Source organism: Pseudoalteromonas sp. CnMc7-15 (genome assembly GCF_022347925.1).
GTDB classification, from domain to species: Bacteria; Pseudomonadota; Gammaproteobacteria; order Enterobacterales; family Alteromonadaceae; genus Pseudoalteromonas; species Pseudoalteromonas ruthenica.
The window spans coordinates 207,196-227,717 of the sequence record NZ_JAKRFT010000003.1; the positions used below are offsets into that span (position 1 = coordinate 207,196).

17 protein-coding genes are annotated in these 20,522 nt (G+C 47.6%); 12 read left to right on the forward strand and 5 right to left on the reverse strand.

Translation table 11 applies throughout. The features are described 5' to 3' along the window. Window positions 1-67: 67 nt before the first annotated feature. Both MHM95_RS08270 and zntR read right to left on the reverse strand, forming a co-directional pair. The gene (locus MHM95_RS08270; protein WP_239385018.1) at window positions 68-1,234 is read right to left on the reverse strand and encodes an SO_0444 family Cu/Zn efflux transporter; all 1,167 of its coding nucleotides are present in this window, start codon (window positions 1,232-1,234) and stop codon (window positions 68-70) included. Next, the gene (zntR, locus tag MHM95_RS08275) at window positions 1,218-1,631 is read right to left on the reverse strand and encodes a Zn(2+)-responsive transcriptional regulator (RefSeq protein WP_045979585.1); all 414 of its coding nucleotides are present in this window, start codon (window positions 1,629-1,631) and stop codon (window positions 1,218-1,220) included. The genes MHM95_RS08270 and zntR overlap by 17 nt, the downstream gene beginning before the upstream one ends. 163 nt (window positions 1,632-1,794) lie before the next feature. Between zntR and MHM95_RS08280 the strand changes: the two genes are divergently transcribed. Both MHM95_RS08280 and MHM95_RS08285 read left to right on the forward strand, forming a co-directional pair. After that, the gene (locus MHM95_RS08280) at window positions 1,795-2,739 is read left to right on the forward strand and encodes a D-2-hydroxyacid dehydrogenase (protein WP_138590321.1); all 945 of its coding nucleotides are present in this window, start codon (window positions 1,795-1,797) and stop codon (window positions 2,737-2,739) included. A gap of 139 nt (window positions 2,740-2,878) precedes the next feature. Continuing rightward, window positions 2,879-3,256 (forward strand): DUF3192 domain-containing protein, encoded by a 378-nt coding sequence (locus MHM95_RS08285; RefSeq protein ID WP_022946339.1) that lies wholly within the window; start codon window positions 2,879-2,881, stop codon window positions 3,254-3,256. 29 nt (window positions 3,257-3,285) lie between these two features. Here the strand turns inward: MHM95_RS08285 and MHM95_RS08290 are convergent, their stop codons facing one another. Then, on the reverse strand, window positions 3,286-4,188 hold the full coding sequence (locus MHM95_RS08290; protein WP_045979587.1) for a diguanylate cyclase: 903 nt from the start codon (window positions 4,186-4,188) through the stop codon (window positions 3,286-3,288). Between the two features lie 170 nt (window positions 4,189-4,358). After that, window positions 4,359-5,759 carry a PhoH family protein gene (locus tag MHM95_RS08295; RefSeq protein ID WP_239385019.1) on the reverse strand — a complete coding sequence of 467 codons (1,401 nt, stop codon included), beginning with the start codon at window positions 5,757-5,759 and terminating at the stop codon, window positions 4,359-4,361. 317 nt (window positions 5,760-6,076) lie between these two features. Between MHM95_RS08295 and rapA the strand changes: the two genes are divergently transcribed. The 3 genes from rapA (at window position 6,077) to MHM95_RS08310 (ending at window position 10,617) form a co-directional block, all read left to right on the forward strand. Next, entirely contained in the window at window positions 6,077-8,968 is a 2,892-nt protein-coding gene (rapA, locus tag MHM95_RS08300; protein WP_239385020.1) for an RNA polymerase-associated protein RapA, read from the forward strand. Window positions 8,969-9,010: 42 nt separating this feature from the next. Then, complete coding sequence (rluA, locus tag MHM95_RS08305; RefSeq protein ID WP_239385021.1) at window positions 9,011-9,664, forward strand: bifunctional tRNA pseudouridine(32) synthase/23S rRNA pseudouridine(746) synthase RluA; 654 nt, start codon at window positions 9,011-9,013, stop codon at window positions 9,662-9,664. Window positions 9,665-9,762: 98 nt separating this feature from the next. Then, window positions 9,763-10,617 carry a DUF3530 family protein gene (locus MHM95_RS08310; RefSeq protein WP_239385022.1) on the forward strand — a complete coding sequence of 285 codons (855 nt, stop codon included), beginning with the start codon at window positions 9,763-9,765 and terminating at the stop codon, window positions 10,615-10,617. Here the strand turns inward: MHM95_RS08310 and djlA are convergent. Continuing rightward, entirely contained in the window at window positions 10,614-11,453 is an 840-nt protein-coding gene (gene djlA, locus MHM95_RS08315) for a co-chaperone DjlA (protein ID WP_045979617.1), read from the reverse strand. The genes MHM95_RS08310 and djlA overlap by 4 nt on opposite strands. 244 nt (window positions 11,454-11,697) lie before the next feature. On the opposite strand from djlA, the gene lptD reads away from it, so the two are divergent. The 7 genes from lptD (at window position 11,698) to MHM95_RS08350 (ending at window position 20,441) form a co-directional block, all read left to right on the forward strand. Beyond that, a complete protein-coding gene (gene lptD, locus MHM95_RS08320) occupies window positions 11,698-14,019 on the forward strand; it encodes an LPS assembly protein LptD (RefSeq protein ID WP_239385023.1) in 2,322 nt (773 codons plus the stop codon). A 13-nt stretch (window positions 14,020-14,032) separates the two neighbouring features. Continuing rightward, window positions 14,033-15,325 carry a peptidylprolyl isomerase SurA gene (surA, locus tag MHM95_RS08325; protein ID WP_022946348.1) on the forward strand — a complete coding sequence of 431 codons (1,293 nt, stop codon included), beginning with the start codon at window positions 14,033-14,035 and terminating at the stop codon, window positions 15,323-15,325. Window positions 15,326-15,330: 5 nt separating this feature from the next. Next, entirely contained in the window at window positions 15,331-16,323 is a 993-nt protein-coding gene (gene pdxA / locus MHM95_RS08330) for a 4-hydroxythreonine-4-phosphate dehydrogenase PdxA (protein WP_130148555.1), read from the forward strand. Next, window positions 16,320-17,126: a 16S rRNA (adenine(1518)-N(6)/adenine(1519)-N(6))-dimethyltransferase RsmA gene (rsmA, locus tag MHM95_RS08335; protein WP_022946350.1), complete on the forward strand. Its 807-nt coding sequence runs from the start codon at window positions 16,320-16,322 to the stop codon at window positions 17,124-17,126. Before pdxA ends, rsmA begins: the two co-directional genes overlap by 4 nt. Then, window positions 17,110-17,499 carry a Co2+/Mg2+ efflux protein ApaG gene (apaG, locus tag MHM95_RS08340; protein WP_022946351.1) on the forward strand — a complete coding sequence of 130 codons (390 nt, stop codon included), beginning with the start codon at window positions 17,110-17,112 and terminating at the stop codon, window positions 17,497-17,499. The genes rsmA and apaG overlap by 17 nt, the downstream gene beginning before the upstream one ends. 4 nt (window positions 17,500-17,503) lie before the next feature. Continuing rightward, on the forward strand, window positions 17,504-18,322 hold the full coding sequence (locus MHM95_RS08345; protein WP_239385024.1) for a symmetrical bis(5'-nucleosyl)-tetraphosphatase: 819 nt from the start codon (window positions 17,504-17,506) through the stop codon (window positions 18,320-18,322). 103 nt (window positions 18,323-18,425) lie between these two features. Further along, the gene (locus tag MHM95_RS08350; protein WP_239385025.1) at window positions 18,426-20,441 is read left to right on the forward strand and encodes a methyl-accepting chemotaxis protein; all 2,016 of its coding nucleotides are present in this window, start codon (window positions 18,426-18,428) and stop codon (window positions 20,439-20,441) included. Window positions 20,442-20,522 lie beyond the last annotated feature (81 nt).

Sequence of the window (20,522 nt, forward strand, 5' to 3'; positions counted from 1 at the left end):
TTATTGTATCGCGCCATTTACGTATTCGCTAAGTTTATCAACTCTTACCAGTAAGGGATACAACCCTTTATGCATTATCATGGTGCTGCGCAGGTGCTTGCCATGCGCGCAACTTAAGCCATACCAAGCGTAATAACAACAGCAGTAAAATCACGGCTAAGCTTTGCGATAACCACGGTGCCATAAGCTCGTGCTGATGCCCAACTAAAGGGCTCACTGCAAAGTCGAACCGTACCACCAGCCAATCCGTTAAATACCCAAATGCTAAGGCTACACCAATGACAGCACTGAGGTAGGCAACAATCGCGCGCTTGCCTAACTCCTTACCAACAACACCGAGCGTGGCAATGTTAGTCGCAGGTCCTGCTAGCATAAATACCAATACCGCGCCTGGCGATACTCCAGCAATGAGCAGTCCAGCGGCAACTGGCGTAGATGCCGTGGCACAAATGTACATTGGAATACTGATAAGCACCATCACCGTCATCGCCAATAATCCGCTGCCCCACTGGCTCAAGTAAGAAGCGGGCACATAAGTTTGCACTAACGCCGCGAAAAACAGACCAATCATTAACCACATGGCGGTATCGTTTAACAGTTTCGTGGTACTAAAGTGCACCGTTTGCTTAAACTTAGCCATGAAACGGGGCTCTTTTGTAGCTTTAGGGCGGCTACTGCAGCATGAGGCCGGCGCTGTATTATCAGCCTGTTGTGCCTGCGTGGGAGCTTGGGATGCTGGCGCTTGTTGCTTATTGGTGCAACATGAAGTGCTCGGCTGTGGCGTTTTTTCGGCGCAGCAACTCGGCGACGATAGCTGTGTTGGGGTTGCCTCGGGCTTAGACTCTTTACCTACTAGCACACCCGCGGTAATGGCACTGGTAATTGCGGCAATAGGACGAATAATAGCCATAAAAGGGCCCAGTAAGACGTAGGATACAGACACTGAGTCGACACCAGTTTCAGGCGTGGAGACTAAAAAGGACGTAGTCGCACTTTTCGATGCCCCTGCCCGTCTGAGCCCAACGGCTGCAGGGATCACGCCACAAGAACATAATGGCATGGGAGCGCCAATAAAAGCCGCTTTCACAGTTGTCCAAAAGCCTTCTTTACCAAGGTGGCGTTGCAAAAAGTTAGCAGGAAGATATACATTGATGAGCCCAGCTAAAAACAGCCCCAGCATCAGCCAAGGTGCAGATAGCACAAACAGTTGCCAAAAATTAGTTAGTAAGTCCATCAACGTCCTCCAATGCGGTCAAAATTGAACAATGCTCTGCCGGTAATTCTGTGCCACAACACTGCTCGGCTAATTGTGAAAGAGAGGCATAAAAGCGTTGCAACTCAGCGATACGCTCTGCCACAAGTGCCTTTTTTCGCAGCGTGAGTTGCTTCACTTCATGACAGCTATGCTGCTGTTTCTCAAAGTTAATCTTCAATAACTCAGAGATTTCTTGCAAACTAAAGCCGACGTCTTTAGCACGACGAATAAAGTTTAATTGCGCTAAATGGGCGTGCGTATAATCCCGGTATCCTGCTGCAGTGCGATTAGGCGGCTGTAATAGCCCTTGCTGTTCGTAGTAACGAAGCGTATCGGGACTCATGTCCACCTTTTTTGCTAACTCTGAAATTCGCATTAGTTTTTCTCGCAGTTATTTAACTGTCACTGATTGTAGACCTTAGTGTTAACTCCAAGGTCAATATTTTTTTGCGTCCGCTAAGTCACCATGAAAGACTAGTGCTAAACCACCGTATTTTAACGCCTACTTTGTCTTACTGGCGAAACGAGAGAAGAGAGTTATGAACATAGTACTACTTGATGCAAAAACTTTAGGTGACAATAGCTTAGCCCCACTGGAGCAACTCGGAGACTTTCATTCTTACGAGCTAACTGAGCCGCAGTCCGTTGTTACTCGTTGCCAAGATGCCGAGGTTATTATTAGCAACAAAGTAGTGATAAATGCTGAGCACATGCAATCGCTACCCAAGCTTAAATTGATTTGCGTTGCTGCCACCGGCACCAACAATATCGACTTACAAGCCGCTGCCAAGCAAGGCATCACAGTATGTAATGTTGCTGGCTACTCTACCGCCTCGGTGGTGCAGCACACCTTCGCCCTACTCAACGCCTTATTAGGTAACATTCATCGCTACATTAATGACTGCCATCACGGTGCGTGGCAACAAAGTGATATGTTTTGTCGCTTGGATTATGCCATTGAGGAGCTTGCCGATAAAACCCTTGCTATCATCGGCTATGGCGAGTTAGGTCAGGCGGTGGCGCGCGTTGCAGAAGCCTTCGCTATGAAGGTCATTGTTGCGGAGCGTAAAGGACAGCCAGTACGAGAAGGACGGGTTAGCTTTGAACAAGCACTGCAAAACGCTGATGTGGTCTCTATTCATAGCCCTTTAACGCCACAGACTCAGCAACTATTTAACGCCGACGCATTCGCTTTAATGAAACCAAGTGCAGTGCTCATCAATACAGCTCGTGGCCCTATTATTGATGAACAAGCGCTCGTTGCGGCCCTAGAGCAAGGTGATATAGCCGGTGCGGCGTTAGATGTGCTTACACGTGAGCCTGCCACCGCAGATAATCCATTAATTGCATATCAAGGCCATAACTTATTGTTAACGCCACACATTGCTTGGGCCTCTCGTCAAGCCCGCGACCGCCTCATTGAACAATTGGCGAAAAATATTATTGGGTTTGCCAATGGTGAAATCCGCAATCAGGTTAGTTAGATTCACTAAACTATGGGTTTCTAGGCCTAAGAGACACCTTGATAATTTAATAACCTAATGATAATAAAGACAAATAAATATTGGCATTAAATTTGTTATCTTACCTAGGTGTTAACAATACTTAATAACGGATATAACAATGAAAAAAACACTTATTGCCGCTTTAGTCGCCCTTCCTTTACTGGGAGGCTGTGTTGTTTCAGTGAATGATGGCGATGCTGATGCTCGTTGGGCTGGCAGTGATTGGCAGCAGCAACAAAAAGACAACCGCACATACATTGCTGACTTGCAGCTAGGTACCGGGTTTGCGCAGGTGAAAAATTCTTTGGGAACGCCAGATTTCAGTGAATCGTTCCGTCATCAACAAGACAACTACCAAGTGTTATTTTACGCCACGCAAAGTAAAAAGTCTGATGGCAAAATCTCAAAGGACGAATGCACTCCTTTGGTTTTTGCTGACGGCGCCTTAGTCAGTGTAGGTGACAGCGCCTACCAAGCGCTTATCAATAAGCTATAAACGTTCAGCCACCCACAGGGTGGCTTTTTTTATGCGAAAAATACAATGGTGTTACGCCCTTGTTGCTTCGCTTTATAAAGACCCTTGTCAGCGCGCTCAATAAGCTGTGATTCCGATTGCGCATCACCAAAGCCAGGATAGGTAGATACCCCCATACTGATAGTGACATGGTCAGCAACAGGCGAGTCTATATGCGCCACGTTAAGCTCTTCTATAACGCGTTTTAGCTTTTGTGCCAACGCCATGGCTGTCCCCTCTTCACTCCCTGGCAGCACAGCAGCAAATTCTTCACCGCCATAGCGAGCGACGAAGTCACTACCACGTTGACAATTGGCCACCAAGGTTGAAGCCACTTTCTTCAAACACTCATCACCGCGTTGGTGGCCATAGTGATCGTTGTAGCGTTTAAAAAAGTCAATATCAATGAGCACCACAGACAACGGCAGCCCAGCGCGGACACTACGCCGCCACTCCCGCGAGAGCTGTTCATCAAAATAACGGCGATTGGGGATTTCGGTTAAGCCATCGATACTGGCCAGCATCTCTAACAGGTCGTTCTTTTGCTTGATAGTCAGCTGGTTTTTAACGCGCGCTCGCACTATGGCACTACCAAAGGGTTTGGTTATGTAGTCCATGGCTCCGAGCTCAAGGCCTTTAGCTTCATCAACGAGAGAATCATTGGCGGAAATGATAATGACAGGAATAGGCTGTGTGCGCTCATCATGCTTAAGCTTACGCAGCGCTTCGTAACCATCCATACCGGGCATGACGATGTCCAGCAAGATCAGATCAACACTGTTAGTCGCTAACCACTCAAACATGGCCTCAGCACTTTCGACACCAAACACTTTGTGCTTGGGGCTCAGCGTTTTCTCCAAAACCACCCGATTTAACTCGTCATCATCGACAACAAGAATACGTGCTGACCTCATTTATTTGCCCTAGTTTGTCTTAACTGCTTGCAGAACCAATACAAAAGAATGAATTTGGCTGCAATTTACCCGCTATTTAACGTATTTACCCAGTTTAGACATAAATACCTAACAATTCACTGAATATATGGCAGAAATTAGCCACATACACAGTGAATTAGCTTGTATGCTTAGAGGTTTTCTTCAGCAAATGAAGCAAGGCGACTGCGCACCACACCGTTTAGATTTACGGTGGCACTGCCCTCAAAATGCTTAAAGCGCTCAACGATATAGGTCAAACCCGATGTCACTGGGGTCAGATAGTTACTGTCTATTTGCGCCAGATTCCCCGAACAAATCAATTTAGTGCCCGCCCCGCAGCGCGTGATAATCGTTTTCAACTGTGAGGCTGTTAAATTCTGGCTCTCATCAAGCAATACCACGGCATTTTGGATACTACGCCCACGCATGAAGTTCACCGATTTAAACTGAATATTGGCTTTTTCCATAATATAGTTGCGACTGGAAATCGGGTTCTCATCGCCTTTGTGCAACACCTCCAAAGAATCAGTGATCGCTGCCAGCCAAGGCGCCATTTTTTCTTCCTCTGTGCCTGGCAAAAAACCTATAGACTCCGCTATTTCAGGGGTGTTGCGGGTCACAATTAGTTTGTCGTATATACCTTTTTCGATGATCATTTCAAGGGCGGCCGCTAAGGCTAAAATCGTTTTGCCGCACCCTGCCGGGCCTGTGAGTAACACCAGTTCGATATCTGGGTCGAGCAAGGCATCCATGGCCATGCCTTGGTAAATATTTTTTGGTTTAATGCCCCAGGCGCTGCGCGCTAAAAGCCGTTCGACTCCTAGGTCTTTTAGGGTTATATGTGCTTCATCATAGCCAACTACACGAGCCGCGAAATGGCCACTGTCATCAAGCAAATATTCATTGGCAAAGACATCAGGTACCAACTCTCTGGCAACGTGATGAAGCGCATCGCGCCCTTGCTGCTCGGTTTCACACTCCCCAACATGCTGCCAGAAATCACCCTCTATTTTTTTATACCCTGAGGTCAGTAGTGTAATGTCATCAATCAGTTGGTCTGTACGGTAATCTTCAACATAATGCAGACCCGCACCTTTGGCTTTAAGACGCATGTTGATATCTTTGGTCACTAGCACCACTTTGGCGTCGCTGTACTGCTTTTGCAGATACACCGCGCAGTTAATGATGCGGTGATCGTTTTCATCCCCGGGCAGCCCAGAGATGCTATCTGCAAATAAGTGATCATTAACAATAATGAGCTTACCCCGAGGCGCTTCTGGTGCACGTTTATTACTGGGCAATAGCACCCCCTGCAACATTTGCTCTGGGGTGGCATCGCGCAATACTTCATCGAGTGCACGAATAGCTACTCGTGCATCGCGACTCACATCACGTTTGCGGTCTTTTATGTGGTCGAGCTCTTCGAGGACAGTCATTGGAACAATTACATCGTGTTCTTGGAAAGAGAGGAAAGCAAGGGGGTCGTGGAGTAATACGTTGGTGTCGAGCACATACATTTTACTACTGGTAGCGTGGCGGTCTTGGTCCATAGCGCGTTCCTATTTGTCTTTTATTGTATGTATGCCGCCGCAGCTCAATAAACAGCCTGAATCAGTAACGGCATACTTCAAGTTTAGTCTATGAATTACAAAAGACGCTTTTATGACAGTAAAAAAGACGATGAAAATCACACTTTTTTGTTTGCAAAAATGCCCTTCTTTTGCTGCTGTATATAAAACACACAAGCGTAGAAACTTTTCTGCGTTTTGTGGTGATAATCAATCAAGAGCACGCTAATATAGCCGCCTTTTTTTGCTTGGGCCAACGCGCTCAAGCCTAGGTAAATCAAAGTCGAGTCGAGCAAGTAATGAATTTTTCCTTAGGTCAACGTTGGATCAGTGATACCGAGTCCGATTTAGGATTAGGTACCGTAGTTGCATTGGAAGGACGCCAAGTAAGCATTCTTTTTCCTGCAAGCGGGGAAAACCGGGTCTATGCACAAAGTGAAGCCCCCGTTACCCGTGTAAAGTTCAATCCTGGCGATACTATTCGCAGTGCTGATGAATGGGAACTTGAGGTCAGCGAAGTAACACAAAGCGATGGCTTATATACCTACGTAGGCAAACGTCTTGATAATGACGAACCGGTGGAACTCAAAGAAACTTTTCTCGATCATTTTATTAAGTTTAATAAGCCTCAAGACAGGCTTTTTGCTGGTCAAGTAGACCGTTTCGACCGTTACACGCTGCGCTACAACACGTGGCAACATCGCTACCAGCGCGCGCAGTCACCACTAAAAGGGTTAATTGGGCAACGCGCTAGCCTTATTGAGCACCAATTGCATATTGCCCGTGAGGTGGGACAACGTTTTGCCCCGCGCGTGTTACTCAGCGATGAAGTGGGTTTAGGTAAAACCATTGAAGCCGGTATGATTTTGCACCAACAGTTGCTTACCGGCCGCGCTGCGCGCGTGCTCATAGTCGTGCCGGAGAATTTACAACATCAATGGCTAGTAGAAATGCTGCGCCGCTTTAACTTACAGTTTGCCATTTTTGATGAAGAGCGCTGCGCCGAAGCCTATGCCGACAGCCCCAATGTGCTTGAGACCGAACAGTTGGTGCTCACTAGCTTAGAATTCCTAACCAAGAAAAAACGCTGGTTTGAACAAGCAACCTTGGCGGATTGGGACCTTATGGTGGTTGATGAAGCGCATCACCTAAGCTGGTCGGTGGATAAACCCAGCACCGAGTATCAGCGCATTGAAGAGCTCAGTCGCGATATTGCCGGTCTTATTTTGCTTACCGCCACCCCAGATCAACTTGGCCACCAAAGTCACTTTGCCCGTTTGAAACTGCTCGACCCTGACAGGTTCTATGACTACGACGCCTTTGTTGCCCAAGAGTCACATTATCAAGACATTGCTGACGCAGCCAATAGCGTACTCCAAGAACAAGCTCTGAGCACTGAACAACAGCAAGTACTTACCAACCTGCTAGGTAGCGAAGCGCAAGCACTACTTGCCGGTATTGCTAAGGGCGATGAGCAAGCGAAAGCCAGCATGCTAGAGCAGCTTCTGGACCGTCATGGCACAGGGCGCATTTTATTCCGTAACAGCCGCAGTGGCATAAGCGGCTACCCCGAGCGTATTTTGCACACCTACCCAATGGCAATGCCGTCGCAATACCAAACGGCGATGAACGTAATGGGCAGTTTAGGCAGCTCAGGGCCGGCTGAGCTCAACGCCATGCGCGCGCTGTTCCCAGAGAAAATGTTCCAAGAATTCGAGGGTCAAGACAGCAGCTGGACACAATTCGACCCTCGGGTACAGTGGCTTATCGACACCCTTAACGCCAATAAGCCGCAAAAGATGTTGGTGATTTGTGCTAAAGCCGAAACCGCGTTAAGCCTTGAGCAAGCACTGCGTGAACGCGAGGGGATCAAGGCCGCACTGTTCCATGAAGGCATGAGCATTATTGAACGTGACCGCGCCGCCGCATTCTTTGCCGACATTGAAGACAGTGCTCAGGTCCTTATTTGTTCTGAGATTGGCTCCGAGGGGCGCAACTTCCAGTTCGCTCACCACCTCGTGCTGTTCGACTTGCCGCTCAACCCAGACCTTTTAGAGCAGCGCATTGGCCGCTTAGATCGTATCGGCCAAAGCGAAGACATTAAAATTCACGTGCCTTATTTTCAACACACTGCGCAAGACACCCTGCTGCAGTGGTATCACCATGGCCTGAATGCCTTTGAACACACTGCCAGCACTGGGCATATTCTCAATCAAGAGTTTGGCGATGAGCTCATCGAGTTACTGGCTGATGGCAGCTACCAAGATGAACCGCTGCAAGCACTGGTACAGCGCGTTCATGCGCGTTATCTAGCGCTCAAAGCGCAAATGGAATCAGGACGTGACCGGTTATTAGAGCTGCACTCCAGCGGCCAAGGTCAGTCTGAGCACCTAGTGCAGGATATCAATGCCTTAGACCACAGCTTTGAGCTGCCCAGCTACATGATCAATGTGTTTGATATTTGGGGTGTAAACCAAGAGGACAAAGGCGAAAATAGCATTATCCTCAAACCCACGGAGCACATGCTTGGTGCCACCTTCCCCTGCTTAAAAGAAGAAGGCATCAGTGTCACTTTTGATAGAGACACGGCGCTTGCGCAAGAAGATTTGCACTTTATCAGTTGGGATCACCCCATGGTCGAAGGGGCAATGGAGATGATCTGTGATGACGATTTTGGCACCGCTTCGGTGGCGCTGTTTAAAAACAAAAAACTGCCGGCCGGCACCTTCTTTGTTGAATTGGTCTACATCGCCGAAGCCATGGCTCCGAAATCATTACAATTAGGCCGCTATTTACCGCCAACCCCCATACGACTACTACTGGATAAAGGCGGTAACGACCTCAGCGCCAATGTTGCCTTTGATACCTTTAATCAGCAATTAAATGCCGTTGGCAGACAAACGGCTTCGAAGCTTGTGAACGCATTACAAAGTGCCATTCACCCGCTGATTGAGCAAGGTAATGAGCAGGCGCAGGTGCACATGGAGCAACTACGTGAGCAGGCCAAACAGAGCATGCATCAGGCTCTGGATACAGAGCTGACTCGCTTACAAAACCTGAAAGAAATCAATCCGAATATTCGTGACGAGGAGCTCAGTTATTATCGTGATAACAAGCAGCAAATGGATGATTACATCGACAAAGCCAAGGTTAAACTCGATGCCATTCGCTTAATCGTTGTCAGCCACTAAGCATTTCTTTAAAATGGCCGGCCTTATCTAACGGGGCTGGCCATGCTGTTACACTATAATCCACCGCGCACTCCTTATCTGCGCATTCTTTACCAAGATGATGACTTATTAGTACTGGATAAACCCAGTGGTTTACTCAGCGTTCCCGGTAAAGACCCCAAGCATGCAGATTGTGTGATCCGCCGCGCTAACCTTGTTTTTCCTAGCGCCAAAATTGTGCACCGCCTAGATATGGCTACCTCCGGGGTTATTTGTCTGGCATTAAATAAAGCCGCACACCGTCATCTAAGTATGCAATTCCAAGAGCGGCAAACGGCCAAGCGTTATCTTGCTCGGGTTGAGGGTCATCTAAAACAGCAAAGTGGTAGCGTCGATTTGCCCCTTATTTGCGACTGGCCAAACCGGCCAAAGCAAATGGTCGATCATGACCGAGGGAAACCTTCACTCACGCATTATCAGGTGCTTGATTATGAGCAGGACGCCACTCGCGTTGAACTCACCCCGATCACCGGGCGCAGTCATCAGTTACGTGTACATATGCTTAGCCTAGGACATGTGATCCTCGGCGATAGACTTTACGCCCATGAACGCGCCAAAGCGCGAGCAGATAGGCTACAACTACACGCCACTTGGCTACAGCTTCGCCATCCTAGTAACGAAGAGATGATGGAGTTCACCGCTTCGTGTCCGTTCTAAACTTTTTATGGCGTTGGCCGATAGCTATGTAGATATAAAATAATAGAGGGTGTTTAACGTCTGTGCTGCGATTGATACTGATATTAATAGGGTTGCTCGTGCAATGGCCAGCCAATGCCAGCCCGACCCTCGATAGGCATTACCTAGCTAGCCTCGATGAGACACAAACGCTGCTCGCCAAAGGAGAAGAGTTTAGTGTGGTGTTTCGCCCACATATGGCGTCAGAGCATCGCGGTGTCGTGCTTATGATCCCGAGCATCGACGACCCCTATGGTAATCAACGTGGTTTTATATTTTTACGGGCACTGCTCAGTGAGCGTGGCTACAGCAGCTACCTCTTAGTTAACCGCCCAGCAACACATGACGATGAGCAACAGAGCGAAGCTGCCCAGCAAGACGCTAGCGAAGAGCAGCAACAAGAGCAAACGCAGCAATCTCAGGAGCCGCCTCCACAACCTGCTGACGAAACCGAGCAGCCGCAACCCAGTTATGTCCCAGGCTATCAACAAGCCATCTCCTCTGAACTGTTGGATAAAGAACAACAGCGCTTAAGCGCACAACTTGTTAGTCTGCTAGAGCGGGCACAGGAGCAAGGCAAAGCGGTTAGTGTGTTCGCTGCTGGGCGCAGCGCTGGCTTACTCAGTGAGTACTTTGTCGATAATCTACAGGTGGATATTAACGCGTTTATTGCTGTGGGCGCCTACTTGCCGGTCCCTGCGCGCCACCACCACATTAGCGCCAATTTATCAGTGATGCCCCCTGCGGTGCTCGATGTGTACACCCCTTTTGATCATAGCTGGGCCACACAGCAACGGCCACAGCGACGACTCTGGGCAGAGAAAAACAGAAAATTTGATTACCGCCAACGTACATTGTTCGCTGAGCTTAGTGAGCAGCAGCAAATACACCGCCTAGCAACGGAAATCGACGGTTTTCTGCGGCGCTTATTCTAAGCCTTTAGGTACTCATATGCCGCTTGGATATCCTGACTTTTCTTTTGCGCTAACTTCATCATATGCTCAGGAAGGCCCTGAGAGACTAACTTATCAGGGTGGTGCTGCGCCATCAACTTGCGGTAGGCCTTTTTAACAGTGCGCGCATCCGCTCCCTCTTCCAAACCAAGAATATCCAACGCCTGACGACGATTCATACCCGCATCGCTGGTACTTGATGTACGCCCTTGATGATGCTGCTGTTGTTGCTGAGAAAAGCGTTGCTGCTGTTGGCGAAAAGCAAATTCGGCTTGGTAGCGTTTGAGGATAAAGTTAAAATGGGTTTTACTGACACCCAGCCCTTTGGCGACCTGCTCCAACAGCGCTTTTTCTTGCTCGGCTAAGTGACCATCACTGAAGGCCATCTGAATTTGGATTTCCAAAAATAACTGCAACATATCGAAGCGCCCGGCAAAATGCTCGCGGAACTCTCGCAGCGTCGCATTCATGGAGAAATCAGCCTCTTTACCCGCGCGAAATGCATGCTGAGCTTCGCGCTTGTCTTCACCACTTAAGCCCATTTCATCCATAAACTGAGTGGCTGCACGAATGTGCATCTCGTTGACGCGACCGTTGGATTTCGCAATGTGCCCCATGACAGCAAAGCAACTAGAGAAAAATAAGGCTTGGCGCTGAGATACATCTTCGTGGTTAAAAAAGCCACGAAAACCGCCAGCACGGTCAAAGTCCTGCTTTAAGCTTCTGTCGAACATATGCCCAACGAACAGCCCCAATAAGGCGCCAAGAAACTTACCAAACATAAAGCCAAAGCAGGCACCAAGAAGCTTGCCCCACATCACCTAAATACCTCTGAAAACCAATGTGCACCACATAGTGACGAAAAATCATCGAACTAACAAGCGAAAGCATGACCCAGTAGCGCAGCTAGTTGTATACCCTAGCGCTTTTATCGCTAACAATTTTTAACCCTTATCCGCTGACATCGCTTTGTCAGCGGATGTAATTACGGAAAAATTGCTTTATTATGTCATGCTTATTTCCAGTGCACTTGGCAAGCAACATTAAGTTTAAGGGAAGTCGATGAATAAATTGTGGGGCATGGTTATTCTCGCCCTGTATGGTGCCAGCGCAGGCGCCGTTTTTGCGCGCACAGCAGAGCTTGCGGCCGACACCGCTTCGGCGCAAGAGCACACAGATACCGATAAAAAACAGTTATCACAAAATATTAAGGTAGCGCACTGCTTAGCTGCTTCACGCCCTGCGCCTTGGCAAGCCCCTAACTTACCCTTGGGTCTAGTAGAAATTGTTTCCGACGATGTTGAATTAATAGGCCAAGATAGTGCTCAGTTTGACGGCAACGTCAACATCAATACGCGCACCATGAGCTTGCAAGCGCAGTCGGCACTGATTGACAAACAACAAGGCTTATTAAATGCGACTGGGCCGCTAACTTACCGAGACGGAGTCTCTAAAATCACCAGTCGCGGCTTAAATGCAAGCTTAAACGACTCTAATATCAGCCTTCTTGGTGCCGATTATCAGCTCACTCAACAGCAAGGCCGTGGTGGCGCTGAACAATTGCAGGTTAATGAGGACGCCTTAGAGCTGAGTAATGCCAGCTTCACAACCTGCCCAGTCGATAGCGAAACTTGGGCAATCAGCGCCGATAAAATCATTCTTTCGCAAAAAGAAGGTTGGGGCGAGACCTACGGTGCCACGCTGAAAATTTATGATACTCCGGTGTTGTATCTGCCCTATTTTACCTTTCCTATTGATGATAAACGCAAAACAGGGTTTTTAGCGCCACAGATTTCCAGCTCAAACCGATTTGGCGTGGAGACTATCACTCCTTACTACATCAACTTGGCTCCTAATTACGATCTCACATTAACGCCGCGCTATATGTCCAAAAAAGGCATTCAGCTGCAGTCTGAGTTTCGCTATTTAACCCCGAGCAGCCAAGGCTTGCTAGGGCTCGAATACTTGGATTCAGATAAAAGTGAGCGCGAGCTTGGAAACCGTTATTTATTCCACTGGCAGCAGCAGAGCTACTTTAGTGATGTCTGGCGTGCAGGCGTAGATATTACTAATGTGAGTGACGATAACTACCTCACCGACCTGAATTCTAATTACGCCAATAAAACCGACACCCACTTAGCCCGTACGGGGATTCTTACCCATTTGGGTGAGCGTTGGCGCACCGATATACAATTGCAAGATTATGAAGTCCTCGGCGACCATCTTGAGTCCTACACAACCTTGCCTCGCATCGGTTTTACTCAGACAAATGCCTATAAACTGGGTTGGTTTGACGCCACAGTAAGCGGCGAGTTGAGCCATTTCCGTAACAGCACACGAACTATTGATGAAGCCACACGAGTGCACATAGAACCGCAACTGCGTTTTAGTGAAGAGCGTTATGCGTGGTCATTTCTCTCCGAGTTCAGTGTGCTGCACACTTATTATGACCAGCAAGGTAATCTTGAAGGGACGCAGTATGAGCAAACGGTAAACAGAACCCTACCGAAAGTTCGCCTATACAGCCAACTTAACTTCGAGCGCGACACCAGTTTACTCGTCGAAGATGGTATTCAAACCCTGGAACCACAAATTCAATATTTGTACACCCCCAATAAAGACCAAAATAACATTGGCCTGTTTGATACCACCAAACTCCAAGACGACTTTTATGGCCTGTTCCGCGATCGTCGTTTCTCCGGTGTAGACCGCATCGCTGCGGCTAACCAAATTACCCTTGGGGCGACAACGCGTATCTTTGATAAACAAAATGAGGAATTATTTAACCTCAGTGTCGGGCAAATATTTTATCTCTCTGATTCTGCTAAACCCACAGAGCAAGACTTTGCCGGCGAAAACAATTACAACGCGTTATTCGCCGGTGAAGCCATGTGGCACTGGCACCGTCGTTGGTATCTCTCTGGCGGCATTCAGTACGACACCGATGGCAAACAAATAATCCAATCCCATGTGACCCTAGATTATAAGGGCGACGATAATGAGTTGGTGCAGTTGAACCATCGCTATGCAAACGATGTCTCAGGGAATACAATTGAGCAAATAGGTATGTTTACCAGTGTCCCAATTGACGATAACTGGCAATTCGTGGCCAGCTACCACCGTGATATTGAAACCGGTCGTAGCATCGAAGTGTTCAGTGGTTTACAGTATGAGTCATGTTGTTGGGCAGTGCAGATCACTGGCCGCAGACAAATAGAAACGGACTTAAACCAAAGCATAAACCAAGAGCAAGCCATCTTCGACTCGGGGATCGGCATCAAATTTGTCCTTAAAGGACTTGGAGGCAAGAGCAGTTATGATGCACAAAAGTTACTTAGAGAAGGCATTTTTGGCTACCGTCGCCCCTATTTCCTTACCAATTAAAGCAATAAAAAGTATGAAATTCAGACGTTTTTTAGCAACAACTTTATTCGCCCTAGGGTTATCTCAGGGTGTACAAGCACAAGAACAACTTATTGACCAAGTCGTGGGTATCGTTAACGAAGGGGTGATCCTTGAAAGTGAAGTGGACGCCATTGTTAACCGAGTAAAAGCACAAGCCAAAGAAAGTGGTCAAGATCTTCCCACTGACAGTGCCTTACGTGTGCAAGCTATTGAGCGACTCGTCAATCAAACCTTACTGATGCAAATGGCCGACCGTATGGGGTTAGAAATCTCCGATGGCCAGCTTGATCAAACTCTTGCAACCATGGCAAAAGACCAAGGCGGTACGATTGCCGACATGCGTCGCTCTGTGGAAGCATCCGGTGAAAGCTTCGCCCAATTCCGTGAAGATATTCGTAAAGAGATCACCACTCAGCAGGTATTGCGCGCTAACGTTGATCGTCGTATCTACATTAGCTTGCAAGAGATTGAAAACCTTTTGCAAATTATGGAGCAGCAAGGCGGCAACAGTGAGGAATACGATATTGGCCACATTCTTATCGATATTCCCAGCTCTGCAACGCCAGAGGAAATTGCCAGTGCGCAAGACCGTGCAGCTAAAGTAATTGAATTACTTGAAGAAGGCCGAGAGTTTAAGCGTATCGCAATCGCCTCATCCAGTGGCTCTAAGGCGCTCGAAGGTGGACAGCTAGGGTGGATGAGCACCAATGAAATGCCTTCATTATTTGCCGAGGCAGTGAAAGGTAAGAAAAAAGACACAATTGTTGGCCCACTGCGCAGTGGCGCGGGCTTTCACATCATTAAAGTACAAGACGTGCGTGGCCGCCAAGTCGTCGAAACTGTCGAGATGCGCTCACGTCACATTCTTCTCAAGCCCTCAATTATATTGAGTGAAGAGAAAGCACGCTCAATGCTTGAAGGCTTTGTCAAAGACTTGCGTGCCGGTGATGCTGACTTTGCCGAATTAGCAAAAGAGTACTCTGAAGACCCGGGCTCAGCACTTAAAGGTGGTGAGTACGATTGGACCGACCCTACTACCTATGTGCCTGCGTTTCGCGATACGTTAATGTCGCTAGAAAAAGGCGAGATCAGTGAACCGTTCCGTTCCACTTTCGGCTGGCACATCGTGCAACTGTTAGATAAACGCGTCGCCGATAAAACCGATTTAGCGAAGAAAAACCGTGCTCAGCAGCTGCTATATAATCGTAAGTTCAAAGAAGAGAGCTTTGCGTTCCAGCAGGAGATTCGCGAGCAAGCGCACATTGAGATCTTCGCAGAGGATTAATGGTTATGACCTTACGTATCGCCATTACTCCGGGGGAGCCGGCTGGCATAGGCCCGGACTTATTGCTTGAATTAGCACAGCAGCAGTGGCCCGCACAACTGGTCGCTATTGCTGATGCTAAGCTATTGCAACAACGAGCCAAAGCCCTGGGTCTGCCGCTACGGTTAACGCCTTTTGATGAGCAAGCTCCTGCCCAGCCGAGCGAAGCGGGTGAGTTGTATATCCATCAAGTCGATTTAGCAACGCCTGTGGTGGCTGGTGAACTTGATGAGAAAAATGGCGAATATGTGCTTGATACTCTGCGTATCGCCTGTGAGAAAAACATGGATGGCACGTTCGATGCCATCGTTACAGGCCCAGTTCACAAAGGTATCATTAATAAAGCGGGAATTTCTTTTAGCGGGCACACCGAATATTTTGCACAACAATCAAATACTCCGGATGTCGTGATGCTGTTAGCAACACAAGGACTGCGAGTTGCGTTAGTCACCACGCATATCCCGCTGGCCTATGTAGCCAAAGCCATTACAGAAGATCGCTTAAAAAAGGTAATTGGTATTCTTGAGCACGATTTACGTACTAAATTCGCAATTGCCAAACCGCGCATTTTAGTCTGTGGTTTAAACCCACACGCTGGCGAAGGCGGGCACCTTGGCCGTGAAGAAATTGAAGTGATCACTCCGACCTTGGAAGCGCTAAATCAACAGGGTATGAACTTAGTGGGCCCCCTTCCTGCAGACACCCTTTTCCAAGATAAATACCTCAATGAGGCGGATGCAGTACTAGCGATGTATCACGATCAGGGGTTGCCTGTGTTAAAATATAAGGGTTTTGGAAATTCCGTAAATATCACCCTTGGCCTTCCTTTTATTCGCACCTCAGTCGATCACGGCACTGCCCTTGACTTAGCTGCGAGTGGCCAAGCAGACGCTGGCAGTTTTCGCGTTGCTTTAAATGAAGCAATCAAAATGGCGAGCAAAAAAGCTAAGAGACAATGACAGATAAATTACACCTAGGCCACTATGCTCGAAAGCGATTCGGGCAAAACTTTCTTCATGACGAAACCGTCATTGATAAAATAGTCACCGCTATCGACCCGCGTCCGGGCGATAACCTAGTCGAGATTGGTCCAGGTTTGGGCGCAATCACCGAACCGGTGTGCGAGTTGACCGACCACCTTAACGTGGTTGAGCTTGATAAAGACTTAGCCGAGCGCCTGATTCACCACCCTTTTATGGCACCGAAGCTAACGGTACATCAAGGCGATGCGATGAAATTCGATTTTTCCTCGCTGCTACGCAACGACGCCAAATTAAAAATATTTGGTAATCTGCCTTACAATGTTTCAACACCTCTGCTATTCCACCTATTCAACTTTGTTGATGAGGTGGAGCATATGCACTTTATGCTGCAAAAAGAGGTGGTCAATCGTATGGTCGCAGGTCCAGGTAGCAAAGCCTTTGGCCGTTTGAGCGTAATGACACAATATTACTGCCATGCCATTCCTGTTATTGAAGTGCCGCCTAATTGCTTTAAACCGGCACCTAAGGTGGATTCGGCCGTGGTGCGCTTAGTGCCGAAAGACAAAGCACAACGCAGCGCTAAAGATACTAAGTTACTTAATACCGTGTGTTTAGAAGCGTTTAATCAGCGCCGTAAAACACTGAGAAATAGCTTGAGCAATTTATTGGATGAATCGCAGCTAAAAGGCCTAGGTATCGATCCAAGTTTGCGAGCAGAAAGCCTGAGTTTACAACAATTTATTGAGATTGCGAATTGGTTATATGACAACAAGCAGTAGTACAGATTCAGCGATTAAAGTGAATGTCGAGACCTTCTACGTTGAGGGTCAATCGGAGCCAGAGCAAGACAAATACGTATTTGCTTATAACATCACGATAAAGAATCACAGCCTGAGTAGCGCTAAGCTCGTCAGTCGTTATTGGCTTATCACCGACGCCAATGGCAAAGAAGTCGAGGTAGAAGGTGAAGGCGTGGTTGGCGAGCAGCCAACCATCGGCCCGGGTGAAAGTTACAGTTATACCAGTGGCGCTGTGTTGGAAACACCCGTAGGCACCATGCAAGGCTACTACGTGATGCGCAGCGAGTTTGGCAATGAGTTCCAGGCGCCCATTGATGTTTTCCGCCTAAACTGCCCCAACATTTTACACTAAGCTCATGGCGTTATACGCAATAGGTGATCTGCAAGGCTGTTATCATGAATTTGATGCACTATTGCGGCGTGTTGATTTCAACCCCAGCCAAGATCATCTCTATTGTGTGGGTGATATCGTTGCGCGCGGCCCCGACTCGCTGTCATGTCTGCGCCGACTTGTGCAATTGCAAGGCAGTGTGAGTGTCACCTTAGGTAATCACGATTTACACCTACTGGCTTGTGCAGCATTAAATAAAGAACCCAACCCAAAAGATAAACTCGCCCCTTTATTTGCCGCCGATGATTTTGATTCCCTACTCGCGTTTTTACGTAACCAACCCTTGGCTCTTTGGTTAGCACCGCTAAACACTCTGGTATGCCATGCTGGTTTGTCTCCACATTGGTCACTTGCGCAAGCTCTTGAGCAAGCGCAACAAGCGCAGCGCTGTTATCAAGGAAAAGACGCAGCCCATTATTTCGCGCACATGTACCAAAACAGACCTGTAAAATGGTGCGATTCTCTCAGCGAAATGGAAAAGTTTGTCTATACTATCAATAGTTTCACCCGCATGCGCTTTGTGGAACCCAGCGGTGCTTTAAACCTAAAAGAAAAAGGTAAACCAGGGTGTGATGATCAGCTTGTACCTTGGTTTGCTCACAGCCATCGTCAGCATGATGATTTTGACATTGTATTTGGGCATTGGGCGGCACTAGAAGGCAAAACCGGGCGAGATAATGTACATGCTTTGGACACAGGATGTGTTTGGGGTGGCGGCATGACTCTGATGGACTTGCAGAGTAAGAAAAAAGTTGTAAAGCAATGCGAATTTTTATCGCAATAAGCTGATAAAAACGCAAAAAGTTGTTACATTTTAGCAATAGTTACCTTAATTTATCCTTAATACTGCCGATAAGTTAAGATATTTTATGTAGTTAGGAACATCTATGAAGCTTACTGTGAGTCAACGTATCTGGGGTGGATTTATCTTTATCACCCTTCTCCTTTTGGTTATAGGTGGCAACTCTCTTGTTCGCATTGCGAATATTGATAGCTCGACGCAAAGTGTTAACCAACTTTCTTTACCTGCTTTAGATAAAAGCTCTGAGCTACAAGTTGAATTTGTGCTCATGAGTAAAGCTGCACTGGGCGCCTACAATAGCGAAGATGAAAAGTCTCTTGCCGAGCTAAAACAAGCTTACAATAAAGAGCAAAAGCGCTTTGATAAGTCCATGGCGAACCTTATGGATGTGGTTGCTAATGAGCCAGAATTAAAACAGCTCGCGCAAACCGTAGAAAAAACTTATACCCAGTTTGAGAATCAAGTCACTCAGCTGTTTAGCAATAAAGCGAAAGCGCTGGCGCTTCGCAATACACTGCGCAGCCAGTTTGATGATATCGACTTAAACGCAGAAGATGCCATTTCTGTGGTTCTTGATATTTCTGACTTAGACGGTCTAGAAGAAGATTCACCTCGTGCTTACCAGGCAGTTACGCAATTGGAAAACAACCTCACCGCGATTGCCACCACAGGCAACGACATTCTGTCTGTTAAGAATAAGCAAACGCTGGAAATTATTAAGAACGACCAACTGTTTTATATGGACGAGCTTGAACGATCAATGGGGCTGATTGAAGAAGCTGTAAGCGCTAAAGATGCGTCTCTGTACAGTGATTTAAATACCTATGTGAGTACCATTAGCGATGCAGTTAAAGGCTCAAGTTCACTTGCCGCAAACAAGTTGGAATTACTTAACACCTTAGATAAAACCACGGTTAATCTTGAAAACTCAGAAGTAACCACTGAGCAGGCGATCAAAAACCTGACCACCTTAGTGAAGCAAGTAAATAACCTTGCCTTCAAGCAACAAGAAGGTGTACGTGCCGATGTCAGTGCCGCTAACCTGTGGACTTGGTTGGGCATGATCATAGCCACCATCATCGCAGTGATTGTTGCTTACTTCACCGTAAGCCGTATTACTAAACCATTGAGTGAAGTAAACAGCGTGCTTAATATTGTTGCCTCGGGAGATATGACGCAACGCTTAGACGACAGTGCACAAGATGAATTTGGTGAGCTGGCACGCAGTTGTAATACCCTAATTGACAGCTTGCGAGCTTTGATTCAAGGCATCATCTCGCGTTCTACGCAACTTGCTGCGGCATCAGAGCAGACGTCGACCATTACCTCTGAGTCAAGCCACGCAATTCAATCGCAGCGCGCTCAGGTAGAGCAAGCCGCGACTGCCACAACCGAAATGAGTAGTACTTCTCAGGCAGTGAACGACAGTGCTCAACAAGCATTAAGCGAGATTAAGAATGCCGACAGCGAAGCTAGCCGTGTTAAAGGGATCTCTAACCAAAACAAAGAGACTATCGAACAGTTGGCTATTGAAGTTGATAACGCCTCACAGGTTATTAATCAGCTGCATCAAGACAGCGCATCAATTGGCGGTATCTTGGATGTTATTCGTGGCATTGCCGAGCAAACTAACCTCCTAGCATTGAATGCTGCAATCGAAGCCGCACGAGCAGGCGAACAAGGGCGAGGCTTTGCCGTTGTAGCTGACGAAGTACGCTCGTTGGCAAGTAAGACACAAGAATCGACGCAAGAGATTCAAAACATGATTGAATCGCTACAAACCGGAGCTCAAGCTGCTGTAGAAGCGATGTCGAAAGGCCGTCAACAAGCCGAGTCCTGTGTTGAGCAAAGTGAGCATGCGACCACTGCACTAGACTCAATCACTCACGCTGTTGCCACCGCACACGATGTGAGCGAGCAAATCTCATCGGCAGCGATGGAGCAACAGCAAGTGTCGCAAGAAATAAGTGAGCGCTTGGAACAAATTGTTTCTATCGCTGAGCAGACAGCTCAAGGGGCCGACCAAACTTCAGAATCAAGTACTGAAGTGGCCAAGCTCGCTGAAGAGCTGCGCCAGTCTGTAGACCGCTTTAAGGTTTAAACAGCCAAGTGCTGATGATAAGGGCCGCTTTAGCGGCCCTTTTTGTTGCTGCTTAATTATCCTCCCCTTCCTGGCTGTTCC